Consider the following 20,437-nt stretch of genomic DNA (forward strand, 5'->3'; position numbering starts at 1 on the left):
CGCGGCTGAGCGATCAGCGGTCGAAGGCCTGCTTCATCAGCTCGGCGTTCTGCGCCTGGTGCCGCTTCGATGAGCCGGTCGCCGGGGCGGCGGCCGCGGGGCGCGACACCACCCGCAGCGGACGGTGCTCGCCGAGCGCTGCCAGCTGCTCGGGCAGGTTGAGCGCCATGAAGGGCCACGCGCCCTGGTTCTTCGGCTCGTCCTGCACCCAGACAACCTCCGCGTGCGGATACTTCGCCAGCTCGTCGGCGATCTCCTGCGCGGGGATCGGCGCGAGCTGCTCGACCCGCACGATCGCGGTCTGGCCGTCGCCGCGCTTCTCCCGCTCGGCCTCCAGGTCGTAGACCACCCGCGACGAGGCGAGCAGCACACGGGTCACGTCCTCCGGCTTCGGCGACTGGTGGTCGGCCATCACCGGACGGAACTTGCCCTGCGTGAAGTCCTCCGGGTTGGAGGTCGCGGCCTTGAGGCGCAGCAGCTGCTTCGGGGTGAAGACGATCAGCGGCTTGCGCGGACGCGCCGCGGCCTGCCGGCGCAGCAGGTGGAAGTAGCTCGCCGGGGTCGACGGGTAGGCGATCGTCATGTTGTCCTCGGCGAAGAGCTGCAGGAAGCGCTCGATGCGCGCCGACGAGTGGTCGGCACCCTGCCCCTCGTAGCCGTGGGGGAGCAGCAGCACGACCGACGACCGCTGGGTCCACTTCTGCTCCGAGGAGCTGATGAACTCGTCGATGATCGTCTGCGCGCCGTCGGCGAAGTCACCGAACTGCGCCTCCCAGAGCACGAGGGCGTCCGGCCGCTCCACGGAGTAGCCGTACTCGAAGCCCATCGCGGCATACTCCGATAGCAGCGAGTCGTAGACCCAGAACCACGCCTGGTCCGGCGTGAGATAACGCAGCGGCGTCCACTCGTTGCCATTCTTGTGGTCGATCAGCACCGAGTGCCGCTGCACGAACGTGCCGCGGCGGCTGTCCTGACCGGCGAGGCGCACCGGGGTGCCCTCCATCAGCAGCGACCCGAACGCGAGCAGCTCGCCCATCGCCCAGTCGATGCCGCCCTGCTGCACCATCTCCGCGCGCCGCTCCATGAGCTTGGCGAGCTTCGGGTGCACGGTGAAGCCCTCGGGCGGGTTGACCCAGGTCTGTCCGATCCGGTGCAACGCGTCGGCGCTGATCGCGGTGTCGAGGCCGCTGCCGTCGGCGCGGGCGTCGTCCTGCTCCTGCGCGGACGGCCGCTCCAGGCCGCCGTGGCCCTCGGCGTCGGTGCCGGCCGAGGCTTCGCTCGGGGATGCTGTCGCGGCGTCCTGCTTGGCGGCCTTGGTCTCGGCGAAGACCCGCTCCAGCTGCGCCTGGTAGTCCTTCAGCGCGGCCTCGGCCTCCTCAGTCGTGATGTCGCCACGACCGATCAGCGCCTCGGTGTAGAGCTTGCGGACGCTGCGCTTGGCCTCGATGAGCTTGTACATCATCGGCTGCGTCATCGACGGGTCGTCGCCCTCGTTGTGACCGCGGCGGCGGTAGCAGATCAGGTCGATGACCACGTCCCGGTTGAACTTCTGCCGGTATTCGTAGGCCAGCTCCGCGACCCCGACACACGCCTCCGGGTCGTCCCCGTTGACGTGGAAGATCGGAGCCTGGATCATCCGGGCGACGTCGGTGCTGTATGTCGAACTGCGGCTCTGCGACGGTGCGGTCGTGAAGCCCACCTGGTTGTTCACCACGATGTGGATCGTGCCGCCGGTGCGGTAGCCGCGCAGCTGCGACAGGTTGAGCGTCTCGGCCACGATGCCCTGGCCGGCGAACGCCGCGTCACCGTGCATCAGGATCGGCAGCACGGTGAAGGCCGTGCCCGCGAGGTTGATGCGGTCCTGCTTGGCGCGGGCAATGCCCTCCAGCACCGGGTCGACCGCCTCCAGGTGGGAGGGGTTGGCCGCCAGGTAGACGCTGGTGGTGTTGCCCTCGTCGGAGGTGAACGTGCCCTCGGTGCCGAGGTGATACTTCACGTCGCCGGAGCCCTGCACCGACTTCGGGTCCTGCTTGCCCTCGAACTCGTTGAAGATCTGCCCGTAGGACTTGCCGGCGATGTTGGCGAGCACATTGAGGCGGCCGCGGTGCGGCATACCGATCGCGACTTCCTCCATGCCGTCGTTGGCGGCCTCGGAGATGATGCGGTCGAGCATCGCGATGACCGACTCGCCACCTTCGAGCGAGAAGCGCTTCTGCCCGACATACTTGGTCTGCAGGAAGGTCTCGAAGGCCTCCGCCGCGTTGAGCCGGCGCAGGATGCGCAGCTGCTCGGCGCTGCTCTGCTTCTCGTAGCCGCGCTCGACCTTGCCCTGGATCCAGGCCCGCTGCTCGGGGTCCTGGATGTGCATGTACTCGATGCCGATCGAGCGGCAGTAGGCGTCGCGCAGGATGCCGAGGATCTGCCGCAGCTTCAGGAACGGCTCGCCGCCGAACCCGCCGGTCGGGAAGGTGCGATCGAGGTCCCACAGGGTCAGCCCGTGGTTGGTGACGTCGAGGTCGGGGTGGCGCCGCTGCTTGTATTCGAGCGGGTCGGTGTCGGCCATCAGGTGACCGCGCACCCGGTAGGCGTGGATCAGCTCCTGCACGCGGGCGACCTTGTTGATGTCGTCGTCGTGGCTGACGTCGATGTCCTGCACCCAGCGGATCGGCTCGTAGGGGATCTTGAGCGACTGGAAGATCTCGTCGTAGAAGCCGTCCTCGCCGAGCAGCAGCCGGTGCACGACGCGCAGGAACTCACCGGACACCGCGCCCTGGATGATGCGGTGGTCGTAGGTGGAGGTCAGCGTGATGATCTTGCTAACGGCGTTCTTGTTGAGGGTGTCGGTGCTCGCGCCCTGCCACTCGGCCGGGTATTCGAGCGCGCCGACTCCGATGATCGCGCCCTGGCCGTTCATCAGGCGGGGGACCGAGTGCACGGTGCCGATGCCGCCCGGGTTGGTCAGGCTGATCGTCGTGCCGGCGTAGTCCTCGATCGCCAGCTTGTTGTTGCGCGCCTTGCGGACCATGTCCTCGTAGGCGGTCCAGAACTGCGCGAAGTCCATCTCCTCGGCGCCCTTGATGCTGGGCACGACCAGGGTGCGGCTGCCGTCCGGCTTGGCCAGGTCGATGGCCAGACCGAAACCGACGTGGCCCGGCTTGACCAGCGTCGGCTTGCCCTTCTCGTCCTCGCCGAGCGCGTAGTTCATCTCCGGGATCAGCGCCAGCGCCTTGAGGATCGCGTAGCCGATCAGGTGCGTGAAGCTGACCTTGCCGCCGCGGCTGCGGGACAGGTGGTTGTTGATGACGATCCGGTTGTCGATCAGCAGCTTGGCCGGCACCGCGCGCACGCTGGTCGCGGTCGGCACCTCCAGGCTCGCCTCCATGTTGGACACGATGCGGGCGGCGACGCCGCGCAGCGGCACCGTCTCGTCCTCGGCCGGCGCGACCTCGGGCACCGACGGCTTGCCGGCGTCCCGGGAGATCGGGCGGGTGTATGACGCCTCGGCCTCCTTCGGGTCCAGTGGCGCGGCATGACGCGGCTGGTGGTCGGTCGGGTCCTGGCCGACGTACTCGGCAGCCGGGGCCTGCGGCGTGCCGCCCTTGGGCTGGCTCACGTCCGCGGACGCGGCGGACGGCTGCTTCTGCTGCTGCTTCGACTGCGACTGCTCCGGGGCGCTCTGCTGGGTTGCCGGCGCGCTCTGCTGGGGTGTCGACGCGCTCGGCGCGGCCGCGCCGTTGCTGCCGTTGGCGGCCGCCTCGGCGTGTCCGTTGCCGGGGCCCTCCGGCGTCGACGGCTTGTAGTCCTCGAAGAAGCTCCACCACGCCTTGTCGACGGAGTTCTTGTCCTGGCGGTACTGCTCGTAGAGCTCGTCCACCAACCATTCATTGGGTCCGAATGTCGCGAGTGGGTCCGGCGACTGGGATGACACGCGAATGCGCCTCTTTCATAAGGTCAACAAGCCGAATATGAGCCGGTGGGCACGGGGCTTTCCGGTACTTCTCAGGGTAACGCGCGGGCGCCCGGCCGCACGCACCTGGTCAGAGGTTGTGCTATAAGCGCGATGTCCGGCCCGCGCCGTTGATCGTGTCGAGGAACGCTGCCACGTCGTGACGGAGCGTGGCGCGCGGGACATCCCACCATTGTTCGGCCACGTCGGTGACCGCGTCGATGTCCATGCCGACGTCCTCGATGATGGTCCAGAGCGCCGCCGCAGTGCCCTGGAGTGCGAGCGGCACCTGCACGCCGCCCGGCGCGAGCGGCAGCACGTAGACGTCCGTGGTCGCCGTGGTTTCCTGCTCGGTCGGGTCGGCCGGTGCCCGGTCCACGGCGAAGCGGGGATGGGTCCGCGGCTCGGCGCTCGCACCGGACGACGTGTCCCGTGCGTCCGTCGCGCCGGTCGCCTGCGCGATCGGCTCCTCCGCGCCGGTCGCAGCCGTGGGCTCCGGCGGCGTACCTGCCGGTTGCCCGGTCTCCCGGTGGCCGGCCCGGACGTCGCGATAGGAGCGCGCGACGTTCAGCAACGCGCGGGGAGCGAGCGCGGCGGCACGCCGCAGTCTGCGGGCGTAAGCGCGAAGCAACGCACCGCCGCCGTCCGTTGCCTCCGGGTGATCGGCCACCAGCTCCTCCCGTGCCGGGACCAGCGCCCGCGCCAGGATGTGCAGGCGGGACCAGCCGTGCGCCTCCATCAACAACAGCATCCAGCTCTCGGTGCGGCTCGGTGCGGCCTGCAGTCGCCAGAGCGCGAGGTCCGGCGAGGGAGTTGCCCGCGCCGGGCGCGGCACTCCGAGGCCACGGAAGAAATCCGCGGTGACCTCCGTCGCGCCCGTCTCGTCGACCAGGGCGAGCAGGGTGGAGCGCTCGCTGTCGGTCAGCTCGTCCCGGAAGCTGCGGTGGGCCGCGTCGACCTCGGCGGCGTTGCGCGGCAGGTCGGGGGAGCGCAGTCCGTGCAGCAACAGGACGAGCCACTGTGCCAGCCGCGACGGAGCGTCGAGGTCGACGGCGGCGACCTGGTGGCACTCCCGATCGCGCCAGAGCGCCTCGAAGACCGTGTCGGGGTCGGCGAAGAATCCGGGAAACCGCACGTGCACGTCGATGTCGCACGGCCACTCGTCGTGCAGCACCGTCACCGAATGCGTGACGAACTCACGGGCCGCCGTGGAGAGCGGACGAGCCCGCCAGCCGCGCGCGGCGAGAGCCGCGACGAAGGCGTCCTGATCGCGGGGGCGGCAGAGCACGTCGACGTCGCCGGAGACCCGGCCCTTCTCGCGCAGCCCCTGCAGCGATGCGATCGGGCCCTTGAGGAAGAGGACCCGCACCCCGAGGTCGTCGGCGACCGCCTGGCACAGGGCATGCGCGAGATTGACCGCGCTCGCCGTCGGCACCCTGACGTGATCGGTCACCGGTCAGTGCGCCCCGTCGCGCTTGAGCACGACGCCGACGGTGCGCAGCAGGATCGAGATGTCGCCGATCACCGACCAGTTCTCGACGTAATAGAGGTCCTTCTGCACGCTCTCGGCCCAGGTCAGGTTGGAGCGGCCGCCCACCTGCCAGGGGCCGGTGACGCCGGGCTTGACGTTGAGGCGCCGGTGCACGTGGGACTCGTAGCGTCGCACCTCGTCCGGCAGCGGCGGCCGCGGACCGACCAGCGACATGTGACCGAGCAGCACGTCGAACAGCTGCGGCAGCTCGTCGAGCGAGTAGCCGCGCAGGAAGCGGCCGACCTTGGTGATGCGCGGGTCGTCGCGCATCTTGAAGAGCACGCCGTCGGGGTCGTCGGCCACCAGGTCGGCGCGCAGCCGCTCCGCGTCCACCACCATCGAGCGGAACTTCGACATCTTGAAGAGCCGGCCGTTGACGCCGACGCGGGTCTGCCGGAAGAGGATCGGGCCGCGGTCGTTGAAATAGATGCACGCCGCGATGACGACGAAGACAGGGGAGAGCACGAGGATCGCGGCGCCGCTGAGCACGACGTCCATGCAGCGCTTCACCGCAAACTTCCAGCCGGTGTAACTGGGCGACTCGACGTTCATCAGCGGCGGGCCCTCGACCGGGCGCCGGTGGATGCGCGGGCCCGCGACGTCGGTCATCGAGCTGGCGAGGGCCAGCTTGGTCTGGGTGCCCTCCAACTGCCAGCCGATCGAGCGCAACTCCTTGGCGCCGATCGTCGCCTGGCCGGCGATGATCAGCACGTCGACGTTTTCGATGGCCGCCGGGATGTCGGCGATCGTGCCGAGGTTGGGCACCACGTCCTCGTCGTCCCGGGGGTCGAGAGAGTCGAGACGGAAGGTGTCGCCGACGTCGCTCGCGACCGCGACCGCGGTCGTGACGTAGCCGGCCGACGGGTTGCGCCGGATGGCGGCCGCGGCGTGACGCACCTCGGCCGGTGCGCCGACGATCAGCGCCCGCTCGGCGTAGTCGCCACCCGCGCGGCGCCGGACGATCCACTGGCGCACCAGCGCGCGCTCGACGAGCAGCAGCACCAGGCCCAGGGGGAAAGCGATCGCGAGGTAGCCGCGGGCCAGGTCGAGCTTGGCGAGCAGGGCGATGATCGCGAGTGCGCCGAAGACGCCGAAGGTCGCCTTGCCGATGCGCCGGTATTCCTCGGTGCCGATGCCGAAGAGCTCCGGCTTGTAGGCCTGGTTGAGATGCAGACTCGCCACCCAGGAGGCGCAGAGCACCGCCGACAGGACCGTGTAGTCGACCGAGCTGAAGCCCCTGACCGCCACGTCGACGACGTTGCCGAACCGCACGACCAGTGCGACCGCTATCGCGAGGACGATCATCGAGAAGTCGAGAAGGGCTGTCGCGCGCTGGAGTTCGCGCCGCCATACGGTTGCCGGTTTGACGCGATCGGCCGGGATCGAGTCGCGCGACGAGATCGTGAGGGCCACGCGTGGCCTCCCCTCCGCGATGCGTCGCATGACCCGACGCAGACTCCCCTTACCGGCGGGAAACGATAGCAGTTCGCGGGCCCTGCGCGGCGGCTCCGGTTGACAGCCGGGAAATTCACGATATAGCGTGTTTATACGCGATATGTCGCGAACTACGGAGCACGCGGAACACGGATGAATCGAGCGAGGGGTCGGCATGACCGAGAAGTGGCAGATCAGTGAGCCGAGGACGCTGGACGTCGGCGGCGAGGGCGAACGCGTCAGGGCGCTGACGATCGGCCTGGTCGGCGGGCACGTCGACGTGGTGACCCACGACGACTCGCCCACCGCGCGGGTCGAGATCCACGAGGTCGTCGGCCCGCCGCTCGAGGTCAGCTGGGACGGCAGCACGGTCAAGGTGGCGCACGTGAAGGCCGAGGGACAGAGCCTCTGGGAGACTCTGAAGAGCCTGGGCGGCGGCGTCACCCAGAAGGCGCGAGCGCGCGTCTCGGTGTCGATCCCGCAGGACGCGAGGGCCAGTGTCAGCACCGTGAGCGCCGATGCGGTCGTCTCCGGCATACACGCCGCGACGAAGCTCAACACCGTCTCCGGCGACATCACCGCCGACGACCTGGTCGGCGACATCGACGTCAACGGGGTGTCCGGGGTCTTCGAGGGGCACGACCTGCGCGGCACCCTCAAGGTCAACACCGTCTCCGGGAGTATGACGGTGCACCGCAGCGCGCTGGACCCCGTCAAGCTCAACGGCGTCTCGGGGGACATCACGCTGGACCTCACGCAGGCTCGCACCAACATCGACTCCAACTCGGTCTCCGGTGACGTCACGGTGCGTCTGCCCGCGGGCGGCGGCTACCGGGTGCGGGTGTCCACGATGAGCGGCGCCGCGATCGTCGACGGGGTGGCGCTCGGCGGCAAACCCGGCAAACGCGGGGGCGAGGCCTCCGAGGGAGACGAGTCGCTGCGGCTGAAGGCGTCGTCGGTGTCGGGGGACGTCGTCGTCCTTCGGTCCGCAGCGACCGCCGGCCCGGAGCTGGCCAAGGACGGCTCGGCATGAGCCCGGTCTTCGCGCACGGTCAGCTGCGGCTCTACCTGCTCGCGCTGCTCGCCGAAGGGCCGCGGCACGGCTACGAGATCATGCGTGACCTGGAGCAGCGCTTCAACGGTCTCTACACCCCGAGCGCCGGCACCGTCTATCCGCGGCTGGCGAAGCTGGAGGAAGACGGACTGGTCCGGCGCAGCGACGACGGACGCAAGGCGACCTACACGCTCACCGACGCCGGCAGGGCCGAAATCGACTCTCGTCAGGGCGATCTCGGCGATCTGGAGCAGGACCTCGACCGTTCGGTGGCGCAACTCGCCGACGAGGTGCGCTCGCGGGTCAAGGGTGAGGCGGCCGACCTGCGCGCCGAGCTTAAGGCGGCCGCGCAGGAGGCCCGGCGCACCGCCACCCCCATCTCTGGCTGGGGCGACTGGTCCGGGTCGGGCAAGGCCGACGACGCCGACTTCGAACGGGCGATCAACACCCTGCGGCAGCGCGCCCGCAAGGTCTATCGCGCCAAGCAGGCGACCGACGACCTCAAGGCCGACGTGCTCCAGGTGATCCGGGACGCGCAACGCCTGATCGACGAGCTCGGCCGCCGCTGAGCCCGCTGGTCGGGGGAGAGGCCGCTGGTCGAGTAGCGGCGAGGAACGAGCCGCGTATCGAGACCAGCGCCGGATTGGTGGGGGGTCTCGATACGGCTCGCCCCTGGGGGCTCGCCTACTCGACCAACTCATGCCGCCTACTCGACCAACTCAGGCTTGCTGGTCGAGTAGCGGCGAGGGACGAGCCGCGTATCGAGACCAGCGCCGATTGTTGGGGGTCTCGATACGGCTCGCCCCTGGGGGCTCGCCTACTCGACCAACTCATGCCGCCTACTCGGCCAGCTCATGCCGCCTACTCGACCAGCTCAGGGTTGCTGGTCGAGTAGCGGCGAGGGACGAGCCGCGTATCGAGACCAGCGATCCGCCGAGTTCGTGTCACCATGGGCGCCGATATGTGGGTGCAATGGATCCTCGTCCTGGCCGGTGTGGCGCTGACGGTCGGCACGGCGCTGTTCGTCGCCGCCGAGTTCAGCCTCGTCGCGCTCGACCGGCCCTCCGTCCAGCGCGCGTATGACGCAGGCGACTCCCGGGCCGGGGTCGTGCTCGGGTCGTTGCGACGCCTGTCGACCCAGCTGTCCGCGGCGCAGGTCGGCATCACCCTCACCACCCTGGTGCTGGGCTACCTCGTCGAACCGTCACTGGGCGCGATCCTCGAGTCGCCACTGCAGGCGGCCGGGCTCTCCGAGGACGGCGCGACCGCGGTCAGCACGCTGGCGGCCCTGGTCATCGCCACGCTCTTCTCGATGGTCTTCGGCGAGCTGATCCCGCAGTTCCTCGGCATCTCCGCGCCGCTGCCGGTCGCCAAGATCGTCGCCGGCCCGGTCCGCATCTTCTCCGTCGTGGTCAAGCCGCTGATCCTCGTGCTCAACGGCTCCGCCAACGCGATCGTGCGGCTCTTCGGCATCGAGCCGCAGGAGGAGCTGTCGGCCGCGCGCACCCCGCAGGAGCTGTCCTCGATGGTGCGACGCTCCGCCGAGGCCGGCACGCTCGAGGAGGGCACCGCCCGGCTGCTCACCCGGTCACTGCACTTCGGCGAACGCACCGCCGCCGACGTGATGAGCCCGCGCGTGCGCTCGGTCTACGTCGAGCGCGGCGCGTCCGCCGCCGACGTGGTCGAGCTGGCCCGCGAGACCGGGCACTCCCGCTTCCCGGTGATCGACGACGACTGGGACGACGTCGTCGGCGTCGTGCACGTCAAGAAGGCGATCGCGGTGCCGCAGGACCGCCGCGCCGAGGTGCCGGTCACCGCGCTGATGATCAAACCGGTCTTCGTGCCCGAGACCATCAAGCTCGACCCGCTGCTGATCTTGTTGCGCGCCAGCGGTTTTCAGCTTGCCATCGTCGTCGACGAGTATGGCGGCACCTCCGGCGTCGTCACCCTCGAGGACGTCATCGAGGAGATCGTCGGCGAGGTCAGCGACGAGCACGACCCGGTTGCCGACCCGAGCCGGCTGCTGCCCGACGGCTCCTGGACGGTGCCCGGCATGTGGCGCCCCGACGAGGTGCGCGACCGCATCGGCGCGACCGTGCCCGAGGGTAACTACTACGAGACGCTCGGCGGCTTCGTGATGGCCGCGGTCGGCCGCGTGCCGCGCGTCGGCGACGAGGTCGACCTCGACGGGTGGCGGTTGCGCGTGGTGTCGATGGACGGCCGGCGGGTCGACCGGGTGCGGATCCTGCCCGTCATACCTGCCGACGAGCGAGCGGAGGCGAGCCGATGAGTCTCTGGCTGGCCCTGCTCTTCCTGCTCGGCAACGCGTTCTTCGTCGGCGCCGAGTTTTCCGTCATGGCGGCGCGGCGCTCGCAGCTGGAGCCGCTGGCCGCTGCTGGCTCGCGGCGAGCGCGGCTGAGTCTTGAGGCGCTGGAGAACGTTTCGTCGTTGCTGGCCTGTGCGCAGCTCGGCATCACGGTCTGCTCGGTGCTGCTTGGTGCGGTCGCCGAGCAGGCGCTGGAGCACCTGCTGGAGCCGGCGCTCGAGGCGGTCGGCCTGCCGCATGGCGCGGTGGCCGCGATCGCCCTGCTGCTGGCCCTGCTGATCGTCGCCTATCTGCACGTGGTGGTCGGCGAGATGGTGCCCAAGAACCTCGCCATTGCCGGGCCCGACCGCGCCGCACTGCTGCTCGCGCCCGCCCTGCTGTGGGTCACCAAGGTGCTGCGGCCGCTCATCCGCGCCGTCGAGGCGATCGCGAAATTCGCCGTACGCCGACTCGGCGTGGAGCCGAAAGATGAAGCCACGTCGACGTTTTCGGCCGAAGAGGTCGAGCTGATCGTCGCCGAGTCACAGCGCGAGGGACTGCTCCAGGAGGAGCAGTCGGCGCGCGTGCAGGGCGCCCTGGAGTTTTCCGACCGGGTCGCGGCCGACGTCGCCGTACCCCTCGACGAGCTGGTCACCCTGCACGTCGGCGCGACCCCCGAGGACGTCGAGCGACTCGTCGCCAAGCGTGGCTTCTCCCGCTTCCCGGTGCTCGACCGCACCGGCGTGATCGCCGGTTACGTGCACCTCAAGGACGTGCTCTATGCGACCGACGAGGCCTACAGCGAGCCGGTGCCCCCGCGCCGCATCCGCCGACTCGCGACCGTCGCACCCGACGACGAGGTCGAGGACGTGCTGCTCACCATGCAGCGCAGCGGCGCCCACCTGGCGCGCGTCGTCGACGCCGACGACGCGGTGCTCGGGGTCGTCTTCCTGGAGGACGTGCTCGAGGAACTGGTCGGCGAGGTCAGCGACGCGACCCAGCGACGGCCCTGGGTGGAGAGCGGACCGTGACCGCCCGCACATGGCAGAAAGGGGAGGGCCGGGCAGCGGTGGCGTCCGCTCCCACGAGAGGACGAGGAACGGTATCGCCCACCGCTAGCCCGGCTGTCAGCGAGATGTGTCAGCTGGCATCGGTGGCTTGCTGGTGGTCGCCTCCTCTCTCCGGCGTCTGCGGTGTCGTGGTGGAGGTGACCACACGTTGGTCACCGGTTGATGAGTGCGCAACCTGGATGCGCCGGGGCTTGGCGCGCTCGTGCAACGGGATGGTCAGGTTGAGGACCCCGTTGTCATAGCTGGCCTCGATCCGCTCGGTGTCGATCTCGTCGCCGAGGCTGACTTGGCGACGGTAGACGCCGGCGAACCGTTCGCTGGCCAGCCACTGCACGTCGTGTTCGGGTGGGGGTGTGCGGTGAGCGGTGAGAGTCAGCACGCCGCGGTCGACGTTGACGTCGATGCTTCCGGGGTCCATGCCGGGCAGGTCGGCGTGGAGGACGTAATGGTCCTCCACCCGGTAGAGGTCGATGGGCATGAACTGGGGTGATCGGGCCGAGCCGTCTCGCATACCCAACAGGTTGCGGGCGAGAGCGTCGAGATCAGAAATCGAGTCAGAGCGCATAGCAACCTCCAACGATCATGGGCTGCCTACCAGGTCACCCGGAGGCAACCGACTACGAATTCCTACGCCACCAAAATTAGCACTCTTGCCCAGGGAGTGCCAAGAGCTCGTTGCCGGCCGATGTCGGGAAGGCTGCTCCGCTCTGCTGCCATTTCCCAGGTGCGGGAGTGGGGCCCCGCACCGCGGGGCCCCACCGGTGGATCAGTTGATCCGGTTGACGTAGACGCCGCGGCCGTGGGTGGCGGCATACAGCCGCTTGCCCGAGTCGTCGAGCGTCAGCCCGTAGACGGCCACCTGCGGCATCGCCGGCGTCGCCATCCACGACGTGCCGCCCGCCGGCCGGGTGAGCACGCCGAAGTCGGTGCCGATGTAGATCGCACCGGTCCGCCAGTCGCGCTGCACCCCGGTCACCGGCTGGTCGCCCAGGTCGGACGAGATGTCCTTGCTGGTGATCGTCTTGGTCGCCGGGTTGTAGGTGACGTCGTAGACGTGACCGCCCGCGGCATACGCCGAGTAGCCGCTGTAGCTGACGATCGCGTGATACGGGTTGGCGGGGTCGAGCGAGATGCCGGAGATGAAGCGCGTCGGCAGCGCGTCACCAATTGCGGTCTTGTCCAGCCGCGTGTAGCTGACCGCGTTCGCGTCGGCCGCATTGGCGTTCTCGCTGATGAACAGCCGGCCGCGGCGCGTCGCCGCCCACATGACGTTGGTCTTGCGCTGGGCGTGCACGACGCTCACCACGTAGTTGCCGGCGCCGGCGTTGTCCGCGCCGTATGCCGACCCGGACAGGTCGCCCTTCGCCCCGCCGAGCGGCACGAAGTCACCACAGGTGATGGTGAAGTCGCCGGTCTGCTCGTTGCAGTGCTTGTCCAGGTCGGCCTGGTTGCCGCCGTTGTCGGTCGTGCGGAAGACGTGCTGCAGACCGGCATACACGGTGCCCGGGGCGGTCTTGTCGGCCTCCACCGGGATGTAGAACGACGACGACTCGCCACTCGCCAGCAGCGGGTCGGCGATCCAGTCCCACCCGGTCGCGCTGGAGCCGTGGAAGTTCACGTCCATCTGCGGGTTGTAGTAGGTGTGGAAGCGGATGTTGGTGTTCGCCGGGTTGATGGCGGAGTTGCCGCCGTCGCCGCCGACCGTCTCGGCCCACCCGCCGGGGTAGTCCGACTCCCACGTGCCGTTGTCCTGCGTGCCGCCCTGGACGATGCCGCCCTGAGTCGAAATCGACTGGTACTGAAGGGTTTGCAGTCCCTGGTTGACCTGCCGGTTGCTGGTCGGGATCGCGCTCAGCCAGCGCTTGCAGTTGGCCAGGTCGGTGGCGCCGAGACCGCGCGTGTTGCAGTCGGCCGACTTGTCGACGAACGGGCCGCTCTCCACCGTGACACCGCCGTCGTCGGTCGCCACCCAGCTGTTCGGGTTGTTCGGGAAGAACGCAAACCCGTGCTGGTCGGGGTGCAGACCGTTGTTCGACACGTCGTTGGTCATGTCGGTGAAGGACACGCCGGCGTTGGTCGAGCGCACGATCGCCCGGCCGTTGCTCGGCTGGTGCGCGGTGAAGATCTCGTCGTAGTTCATCGAACCCGACAGCGCCACGGTGTTCGGCTGGCCCTTCGGCGTGGTGACCACCATGTCGTAGCTGCACTGGCCCTGACAGAAGTTGTAGCTGTCGTAACCGGTGCTGGTCTTGTCGGGCGAGCTCAGCTCGGTCCACGCCGGCGTCGCGGCCTGCGCGTCGTCGGTGCGCAACAGCCCGGCCACCGAGCTCTTGTAGCGCGTCGCGTCACCGAGGTAGATGCGCGTCTTGCCGCCGACGCTCGTCGCGTCGAACTCGATGCGGCTGCTCGGTGAGGTGGTGAGCGAGCCGGGCGTGCTGATCGTGTAGATCCTGCTGTATGCCGTGTCGCCCGCCGCGCGCCGGTAGAGGCCGTAGTCGCTCACGCTGGCGTAGGTGACCTTCGGGTCGTTCGGGTCGAACTCGACCTTGGTGACACCGCCCCGGAAGAAGTCGTTGCCGTTGGCCGACGCCGGGTTGACCGCGTCCTGCTGCTCCTTGATGACCTGCGTCCAGGTCGCGCCGCCGTCGGTGGACTCGAAGAGGCCGACCGGCGGTGCGCCCGGCGGGGTGTAACGGCCGCCGTTCACCGACGACGAGCCGTGCCGGCCGACCTGGGTGCCGACCAGCAGGTGCTCGCTGTTGGTCGGGTCGACCGCGACCGTCGCGACGCTGCGGTCCTGGCCGTACTGGTGGAAGCCCTTGACCTCCGACCACGTCGAGCCGCCGTCGGTGGACTTGAACAGGCCGACGCCCGCCTCGCTGTCGGAGGAGCCGTTGGGTTCGCCGGTGCCGGCATACAGCACCCCACCGGAGAGGGTGAGGGTGCCGATCGCCTGGCTCGGCAGGCTGTCGCTCACCGGGTGCCAGTTGGGCGTGGCCGCGGTGATGTCGTCGGTCTTCCACACGCCGCCGCCCGCCGAGCCGATGTAGGCGGTTTTGCCGTTCGGGTCGATGACCACCGACGTGGTGCGGCCGCTCACCTGGCTTGGCTTGCCGGTGTAGGTGACCTCGGCGGGCACGGTGCCGGTGGTGTTGGGCAGCAGCGTCCAGACGCCGAGCCCGGGAGGGGCACCGTTGCCGTTCCGCGCGATCGCCTGGAACTGCGCGCGGCTGGCGTTGCTCTGCGCTGCGGCGATGGTCGTGCGCGGGAACGCCTGGTTCTCGTAGGTCTCCTGGTTGGGGCCGCTCACGACCTCGCCGCTGCCGCCGTCCTTCTTCTCCATGATCACCGACAGCGCCTGCGAGTGCCGGTTGATCTTCTTGTGCTCCTTGGCAAACTCGTGCAGGCTCTCGCCGCCGCCGTCGTGCTCGCCACCCAGCGCTTCCTTCACCTTCTCCGGGCCGCCCACGGCGACGACGGTGACGCCGCCCGCGGCGACGAGCGCGAGCGCGGCTCCGCCGGCGATCAGCGCGGTCCGGGTGGTGCGGCGGGGGCGGCGCTTGGGCGGCGTGGCGTTCTCAGGCTTGGGGGACTCAGGATTGGACGCGGTCACAACAGACCTCCAGGGGACATCCGAAATTGCTGCTCGGGGGTAAGCAGCGACCGAAGCGTAGGACCGCGATGGGTCCGATGGGGCCGTTACGACCTTGCTGGGTGTTCAACTGCGACGAGGTCGCGCGGGGAGGGCGCTGACCTGGGAAAACGCTGCTTGTTGCTCGGGTGGTTGCTGTATGCCGGCTGGGTTGCGGTACCGCCACAAAGCTGGGGTTTCGTACCCCCGTCGGCGCCTCGTCCGACCTCGTTCCTCGGTCGTGCGAGCCGCCTGTTACTTCTGCCGGGGGTACAAAAAAACCAGCCGCAAGCTGCTGGATGCGCCCCCGTCGGCGCCTCGTCCGACCTCGTTCCTCGGTCGTGCGAGCCGCCTGTTACTTCTGCCCGGGGGTACGAAAAAATGATCCAGCAGCAAGCTGCTGGATCATTTTTTCGTACCCCCGGCAGGATTCGAACCTGCGCTCCCGCCTCCGGAGGGCGGTGCTCTATCCCCTGAGCTACGGGGGCGTGCGGCGAACCGCGCTGAGCCACGTTATCAGCCGCCGGGCCCCCGCTCCGAATCGGCGAGGCCCGGCCGCCCATCCGCCGGACGACCCGCCATGACGCAGGTCGCCCCGCCGTATCGTGTCGCCCGTGACTTCCAGCCCCGACCTGCAGCAGGCGACCGCGGCCGACGTGTGGCCCGCGGGCCTCACCCGCGACGCCGACGGCGCGCTCGCGCTGCGCGGCCGTCCGCTGACGGAGCTGGCCGCGGACTATGGGACACCGGCATACCTGATCGATGTCGAGGACCTGCTGACCCGCGCGCGCAGCTTCCGGGACGAGTTCGCTGCCGCGTTCGCCGCGATCGGCACCCGGTGCGACGTGTTCTACGCGGGCAAGGCGTTCCTCGCGACCCCGCTGGTCCGGCTGCTCGACGCCGAGCAGCTCAACCTCGACGTCTGCACCGGCGGCGAGCTCGCGGTCGCGGCGAAGGCCGGCTTCCCGGGCGACCGCATCGGGATGCACGGCAACAACAAGTCGGTCGCCGAGATCGACGCGGCGCTCGACTACGGCGTCGGCCGCATCATCGTCGACTCCTTCGACGAGATCGACCGGGTCGCGGCGTCCGCCGAGCAGCGGGGCATCCGGGCCAGGGTGATGCTGCGGGTCAAGACCGGCGTGGAGGCGCACACCCACGAGTTCATCGCGACCGCGCACGAGGACCAGAAGTTCGGCTTCTCGCTCGACGGTGGGGAGGTTGCCGAGGCGGCGGCGCGGGTGCTCGCCCGCCCGGATGCGTTGGAACTGCTCGGTTTTCACTCCCACATCGGCTCCCAGATCTTCGAGTCCGACGGCTTCGCGGTCGCCGCGCAGCGGCTGATCACCCTGCAGCTGCAGGTGGCCCGCGACCAGGGTGTCACGCTGCCGGAGCTCGACCTCGGCGGCGGTTTCGGCATCGCCTACCTCCCGAGCGACACCCCGCTCACCGAGGCGCAGATGGCCGGCCGGCTCGCCGCGATCGTCCGCGACGCCTGCGCCGAGGCCGGTATGCCGGTCCCGCGGGTCTCCATCGAGCCCGGTCGCGCCATCGTCGGCCCTGCCGGCATCACGCTCTACGAGGTGGGCACGGTCAAGCCGGTGCAGGCCACCGACACCCTGGTGCGCACCTACGTCTCCGTCGACGGCGGCATGAGCGACAACCCGCGGCCGGCGCTCTATCAGGCCGATTACGCTGCGGCGCTTGCCAATCGGGCCGGTGGCAACACTGATCTGCTGGCCCGCGTGGTCGGCAAACACTGCGAGTCGGGGGACATCGTGGTCCGGGAGGCGCAGCTGCCCGCGGACACCGCACCCGGCGACCTGCTCGCGGTCGCGGCGACCGGCGCCTACTGCCGGTCACTCGCCAGCCAGTACAACCACGTCCCCCGGCCGCCCGTGCTCGCGGTGGTCGACGGCGACGTGCGCACCTGGCTGCGACGCGAGACGATCGACGACCTGTTGGCCCTGGAGGGGGAGTAGTCAAAACATGGCGAAGGACATGGCAGAGCCGTTGAAGGTGGCCCTGCTCGGTTGCGGTGTGGTGGGCAGTGCGGTCGCCCGGCGGCTCGTCGACGACGCGTCGGACCTGGCCGCCCGGGTCGGCGCGCCGCTCGAACTCATCGGCGTCGCGGTGCGCGACCTCGACAAGCCGCGCCCCGCGTCGGGCGTGCCGCAGGACCTGTTGACCACCGACGCGGAGGCGCTGGTGGCCAAGGCCGACCTCGTGGTCGAGCTGATGGGCGGCATCGAGCCGGCCCGGTCGCTGCTGCTGCGAGCCATCGACCACGGCGCGAGCGTGGTGACCGCCAACAAGGCGCTGCTCGGCGCCGACGGCCCGCAGCTCTACGAGGCAGCCGACGCCCGCGGTGTGGACCTGTCGTTCGAGGCGTCGGTCGCCGGCGCGATCCCGCTGCTGCGGCCGCTGCGCGAGTCGCTCGCCGGCGACTCGGTGCAGCGGGTGATGGGCATCGTCAACGGCACCACCAACTTCATCCTCGACAAGATGGACCGCACCGGAGCCGCCCTGGCCGACGTGCTCGCCGAGGCGCAACAACTCGGGTATGCCGAGGCCGACCCGACAGCTGACGTCGAAGGCCACGATGCGCAGGCCAAGGCCGCGATCCTCGCCTCCCTCGCCTTCCACACCCGCGTCTCGACCGGTGACGTGCACTGCGAAGGCATCATGGGCATCACCGCCGACGACATCCGCGACGCCCGCAAGATCGGCTGCACGGTCAAGCTGCTCGCGATCTGCGAGCGCACCGCCGACGGCGTGAGCGCGCGCGTGCACCCGACGCTGGTGCCGCGGTCGCATCCGCTCGCGTCGGTGCGCGAGGCGTTCAACGCGGTCTTCCTCGAGACCGAGCTCGCGGGGGAGCTGATGTTCTACGGCCAGGGTGCCGGTGCGCAGCCGACGGCGTCGGCGGTGCTCGGCGACCTGGTCCAGGCGGCCCGGCACAAGGTCGACGGCGGTCGCGGGCCGGGGGAATCGGCATACGCCGCCCTGCCGATCCTGCCGATCGACCAGGCGCGCACCAGCTACTTCATCCGCCTGGACGTGCTGGACCAGCCGGGGGTCCTCGCGCGGGTCGCGAATGTGTTTGGCAATCAAGGGGTTTCGATCGAAAGCATGCGTCAGGGGGTCGTCCGGTCGGAGGACGGCCTGGCGATGCTGCAGATCGTGACCCATCAGGCGACCGATGCGGCGCTGGCCCGCACGGTCGAAGGACTGCAGGCTGCCGACGACGTGCACGAGGTCGCGTCGGTGCTGCGCGTGGAAGGTATGTGATGGCCCAACAGTGGCGCGGTGTGATCCGCGAGTATGCCGACCGTCTCCCGTTGTTGCGCGACGCTCCCGTCGTCACGCTCGGCGAGGGCGGCACGCCGCTGATCCACGCCGACTATCTCAGCGAGCTGGTCGGGGCAGAGGTCTACGTGAAGTACGAAGGCCTCAACCCGACGGGTTCGTTCAAGGACCGCGGCATGACCGCCGCGATGTCGATGGCCGCGAAATCCGGTGCGAAGGCAGTGATTTGCGCATCGACCGGCAACACGTCGGCGTCGGCCGCGGCATACGCCATCAAGGCCGGCATGACGTGTGGCGTCCTCGTGCCCGAGGGCAAGATCGCGATGGGCAAGCTCGCGCAGGCGATCGCGCACGGCGCCGAGCTGCTGCAGGTCGAGGGCAGTTTCGACGACTGCCTGACCGTGGCGCGCAAGGTGGCCGAGTCCTACCCGGTCGAGCTGGTCAACTCGGTCAACCCGGCCCGCATCGAGGGCCAGAAGACCGCCGCCTTCGAGATCATCGACGTGCTCGGGGACGCGCCCGACATCCACTGCCTGCCGGTCGGCAACGCCGGCAACATCACCGCCTACTGGAAGGGCTACCGCGAATCCGCAGCGCTCGCAGCGGATTCCGACGGGCACGCCACCAAGGCGCCGCAGATGTGGGGCTTCCAGGCCGAGGGGGCCGCACCGATCGTCAAGGGCCACCCGGTGGATGAGCCGGACACCGTCGCCACCGCGATCCGCATCGGCAACCCGGCATCCTGGCGGCAGGCGCTCGCGGCACGCGACGAGTCGTCCGGGCTGATCGACGCGGTCACCGACCGGCAGATCCTCGACGCGCACCGCGTCATCTCCAGCAGGGAGGGCATCTTCGTCGAGCCCGGGTCGGCCGCCAGCATCGCCGGCCTGCTGATGATGCACGCGCGCGGCGACATCCCGGCCGGCGCGACCATCGTCTGCACGGTGACCGGCCACGGGCTGAAGGACCCGCAGTGGGCGCTCCGCAACGCCGACGGCGAGGACGTGCAGCCGACCCGCATCCCGGTCGACGCCGTCACCGCCGCCCGCGCCCTCGGTCTCGAAGACTGAATCCCGTGGATCGGCAGTCGTTTTCGCCCGGCACCTCGGTCACCGTCGAGGTGCCGGCGAGCAGTGCGAACCTCGGGCCGGGCTTCGACTCGATCGGGCTGGCACTCGGCATCTACGACACCGTCGAGGCGACGATCGGTGGCGACGACCTCGTCATCAACGTCGACGGGCACGGCGCCGACGACGTGCCGACCGATGACGGTCACCTCATCTGGCAGTCCGCCGTGACGATGTGGCGGCACCTCGGCATCGAGCCGCCGCAGGGCGTAACTCTCAACTGCCGCAACGAGATTCCGCACGCGCGCGGGCTCGGGTCGTCCGCCGCGGCGATCGTCGCCGGCCTCGCCGTCGGCCTCGCGCTGGTGCGCGACCACATCGACGACGACGCGTCGCTCGCGCTGCTCAACAATCTGGCCAGTGACGCCGAAGGGCACCCGGATAACGCGTCGGCGAGCGTCTACGGCGGCTTCACGATCTCGTGGGCGGATGACCAGCGCGGCGGATGGCACACCGTGCGGCCGCCGCTGCACCCGCAGATCACCCCGACCCTGCTCGTGCCGCACGCCACCCTCTCCACCGACAAGGCGCGCGCTGCGCTCGGCGACACCGTCACACTCTCCGCTGCGGCCTCGACCGCGGGCCGTGCCGCGCTGCTCGTGGAAGGAATGACGCGCGACCCGTCGGTGTTGTATCCGGCGACGCGGGACTGGCTGCACCAGGAGGCGCGGCGCCCGTCATACGCCCAGAGCATGTCGTTGCTCGACGTGCTCCGATCGCGAGGCGAAGCCGCCGCGATCTCCGGTGCCGGCCCGGCCGTTCTTGTGCTCGGCACGCAGGCACCCGCACTGACCGCCGAGGACTTCGGCGACACCTGGCAGGTGCTGCGACCGGGGATCGCCACGACCGGTGTGCGGGTCGTTTCGCGTTCGGCACCTTCCACGGTGTAAGTTGGGTGCTGCATCGAAGGCAGTTCGTCGGCCGCGTGACATTTCCGTCCCGGCTTCACTCGATGCCTCATCACCTGGGCTCCGGGCCGAACCACTCGGCCCCTGCGTATGGCGATGAGGTCGCAGCACTCAGCGCGACT

At 69.7% G+C, this 20,437-nt stretch carries 13 protein-coding genes and 1 tRNA gene; 8 read left to right on the top strand and 6 right to left on the bottom strand.

The genetic code is table 11. From position 1 onward, the window contains the following. Positions 1 to 13 precede the first annotated feature (13 nt). The 3 genes from HJ588_RS08295 to HJ588_RS08305 all read right to left on the bottom strand — a co-directional run bounded on the left by HJ588_RS08295 (position 14) and on the right by HJ588_RS08305 (position 6,890). Entirely contained in the window at positions 14 to 3,874 is a 3,861-nt protein-coding gene (locus tag HJ588_RS08295) for a multifunctional oxoglutarate decarboxylase/oxoglutarate dehydrogenase thiamine pyrophosphate-binding subunit/dihydrolipoyllysine-residue succinyltransferase subunit (RefSeq protein WP_425483536.1), read from the bottom strand. A 175-nt stretch (positions 3,875 to 4,049) separates the two neighbouring features. Next, entirely contained in the window at positions 4,050 to 5,399 is a 1,350-nt protein-coding gene (locus tag HJ588_RS08300) for a PqqD family peptide modification chaperone (protein ID WP_171153893.1), read from the bottom strand. Between the two features lie 3 nt (positions 5,400 to 5,402). Continuing rightward, positions 5,403 to 6,890, bottom strand: coding sequence for an exopolysaccharide biosynthesis polyprenyl glycosylphosphotransferase (locus tag HJ588_RS08305; RefSeq protein ID WP_171153895.1), 1,488 nt, complete (start codon positions 6,888 to 6,890; stop codon positions 5,403 to 5,405). Positions 6,891 to 7,086: 196 nt separating this feature from the next. Between HJ588_RS08305 and HJ588_RS08310 the strand changes: the two genes are divergently transcribed. The 4 genes from HJ588_RS08310 to HJ588_RS08325 all read left to right on the top strand — a co-directional run bounded on the left by HJ588_RS08310 (position 7,087) and on the right by HJ588_RS08325 (position 11,301). Next, the gene (locus HJ588_RS08310) at positions 7,087 to 7,944 is read left to right on the top strand and encodes a DUF4097 family beta strand repeat-containing protein (protein WP_171153897.1); all 858 of its coding nucleotides are present in this window, start codon (positions 7,087 to 7,089) and stop codon (positions 7,942 to 7,944) included. Next, on the top strand, positions 7,941 to 8,534 hold the full coding sequence (locus tag HJ588_RS08315; RefSeq protein WP_171153899.1) for a PadR family transcriptional regulator: 594 nt from the start codon (positions 7,941 to 7,943) through the stop codon (positions 8,532 to 8,534). Before HJ588_RS08310 ends, HJ588_RS08315 begins: the two co-directional genes overlap by 4 nt. A gap of 380 nt (positions 8,535 to 8,914) precedes the next feature. Further along, the gene (locus HJ588_RS08320; protein ID WP_246241783.1) at positions 8,915 to 10,255 is read left to right on the top strand and encodes a hemolysin family protein; all 1,341 of its coding nucleotides are present in this window, start codon (positions 8,915 to 8,917) and stop codon (positions 10,253 to 10,255) included. Beyond that, on the top strand, positions 10,252 to 11,301 hold the full coding sequence (locus HJ588_RS08325; RefSeq protein ID WP_171153901.1) for a hemolysin family protein: 1,050 nt from the start codon (positions 10,252 to 10,254) through the stop codon (positions 11,299 to 11,301). Before HJ588_RS08320 ends, HJ588_RS08325 begins: the two co-directional genes overlap by 4 nt. 109 nt (positions 11,302 to 11,410) lie before the next feature. Here the strand turns inward: HJ588_RS08325 and HJ588_RS08330 are convergent, their stop codons facing one another. From HJ588_RS08330 to HJ588_RS08340, 3 genes are all read right to left on the bottom strand, one after another. After that, entirely contained in the window at positions 11,411 to 11,851 is a 441-nt protein-coding gene (locus HJ588_RS08330; protein ID WP_246241784.1) for an Hsp20/alpha crystallin family protein, read from the bottom strand. Between the two features lie 255 nt (positions 11,852 to 12,106). Next, entirely contained in the window at positions 12,107 to 14,953 is a 2,847-nt protein-coding gene (locus HJ588_RS08335; protein WP_171153906.1) for a WD40/YVTN/BNR-like repeat-containing protein, read from the bottom strand. A gap of 434 nt (positions 14,954 to 15,387) precedes the next feature. Beyond that, positions 15,388 to 15,459: transfer RNA gene (locus HJ588_RS08340), tRNA-Arg, on the bottom strand. Between the two features lie 126 nt (positions 15,460 to 15,585). On the opposite strand from HJ588_RS08340, the gene lysA reads away from it, so the two are divergent. The 4 genes from lysA to thrB are packed head-to-tail and all read left to right on the top strand — an operon-like array spanning position 15,586 to position 20,297. After that, entirely contained in the window at positions 15,586 to 16,953 is a 1,368-nt protein-coding gene (gene lysA, locus HJ588_RS08345; protein ID WP_171153908.1) for a diaminopimelate decarboxylase, read from the top strand. 7 nt (positions 16,954 to 16,960) lie between these two features. Beyond that, positions 16,961 to 18,262 carry a homoserine dehydrogenase gene (locus HJ588_RS08350; protein ID WP_171153910.1) on the top strand — a complete coding sequence of 434 codons (1,302 nt, stop codon included), beginning with the start codon at positions 16,961 to 16,963 and terminating at the stop codon, positions 18,260 to 18,262. Next, a complete protein-coding gene (thrC, locus tag HJ588_RS08355) occupies positions 18,262 to 19,350 on the top strand; it encodes a threonine synthase (protein ID WP_171153912.1) in 1,089 nt (362 codons plus the stop codon). The genes HJ588_RS08350 and thrC overlap by 1 nt, the downstream gene beginning before the upstream one ends. A gap of 5 nt (positions 19,351 to 19,355) precedes the next feature. Then, positions 19,356 to 20,297 (top strand): homoserine kinase, encoded by a 942-nt coding sequence (gene thrB, locus HJ588_RS08360; RefSeq protein ID WP_171153914.1) that lies wholly within the window; start codon positions 19,356 to 19,358, stop codon positions 20,295 to 20,297. Positions 20,298 to 20,437: the final 140 nt, after the last annotated feature.

This window comes from Flexivirga aerilata (genome assembly GCF_013002715.1).
Lineage (GTDB): Bacteria > Actinomycetota > Actinomycetes > Actinomycetales > Dermatophilaceae > Flexivirga > Flexivirga aerilata.

What these genes read in the sequence shown, in the direction of transcription:
- HJ588_RS08310 (WP_171153897.1), top strand. Translation starts at nt 7,087, where the DNA reads ATGACCGAGAAGTGGCAGATCAGTGAGCCGAGGACGCTGGACGTCGGC.
- HJ588_RS08315 (WP_171153899.1), top strand. Translation starts at nt 7,941, where the DNA reads ATGAGCCCGGTCTTCGCGCACGGTCAGCTGCGGCTCTACCTGCTCGCG.
- HJ588_RS08320 (WP_246241783.1), top strand. Translation starts at nt 8,915, where the DNA reads ATGGGCGCCGATATGTGGGTGCAATGGATCCTCGTCCTGGCCGGTGTG.
- HJ588_RS08325 (WP_171153901.1), top strand. Translation starts at nt 10,252, where the DNA reads ATGAGTCTCTGGCTGGCCCTGCTCTTCCTGCTCGGCAACGCGTTCTTC.
- HJ588_RS08330 (WP_246241784.1), bottom strand. Translation starts at nt 11,851, where the DNA reads ATGCGAGACGGCTCGGCCCGATCACCCCAGTTCATGCCCATCGACCTC.
- HJ588_RS08350 (WP_171153910.1), top strand. Translation starts at nt 16,961, where the DNA reads ATGGCGAAGGACATGGCAGAGCCGTTGAAGGTGGCCCTGCTCGGTTGC.
- thrC (WP_171153912.1), top strand. Translation starts at nt 18,262, where the DNA reads ATGGCCCAACAGTGGCGCGGTGTGATCCGCGAGTATGCCGACCGTCTC.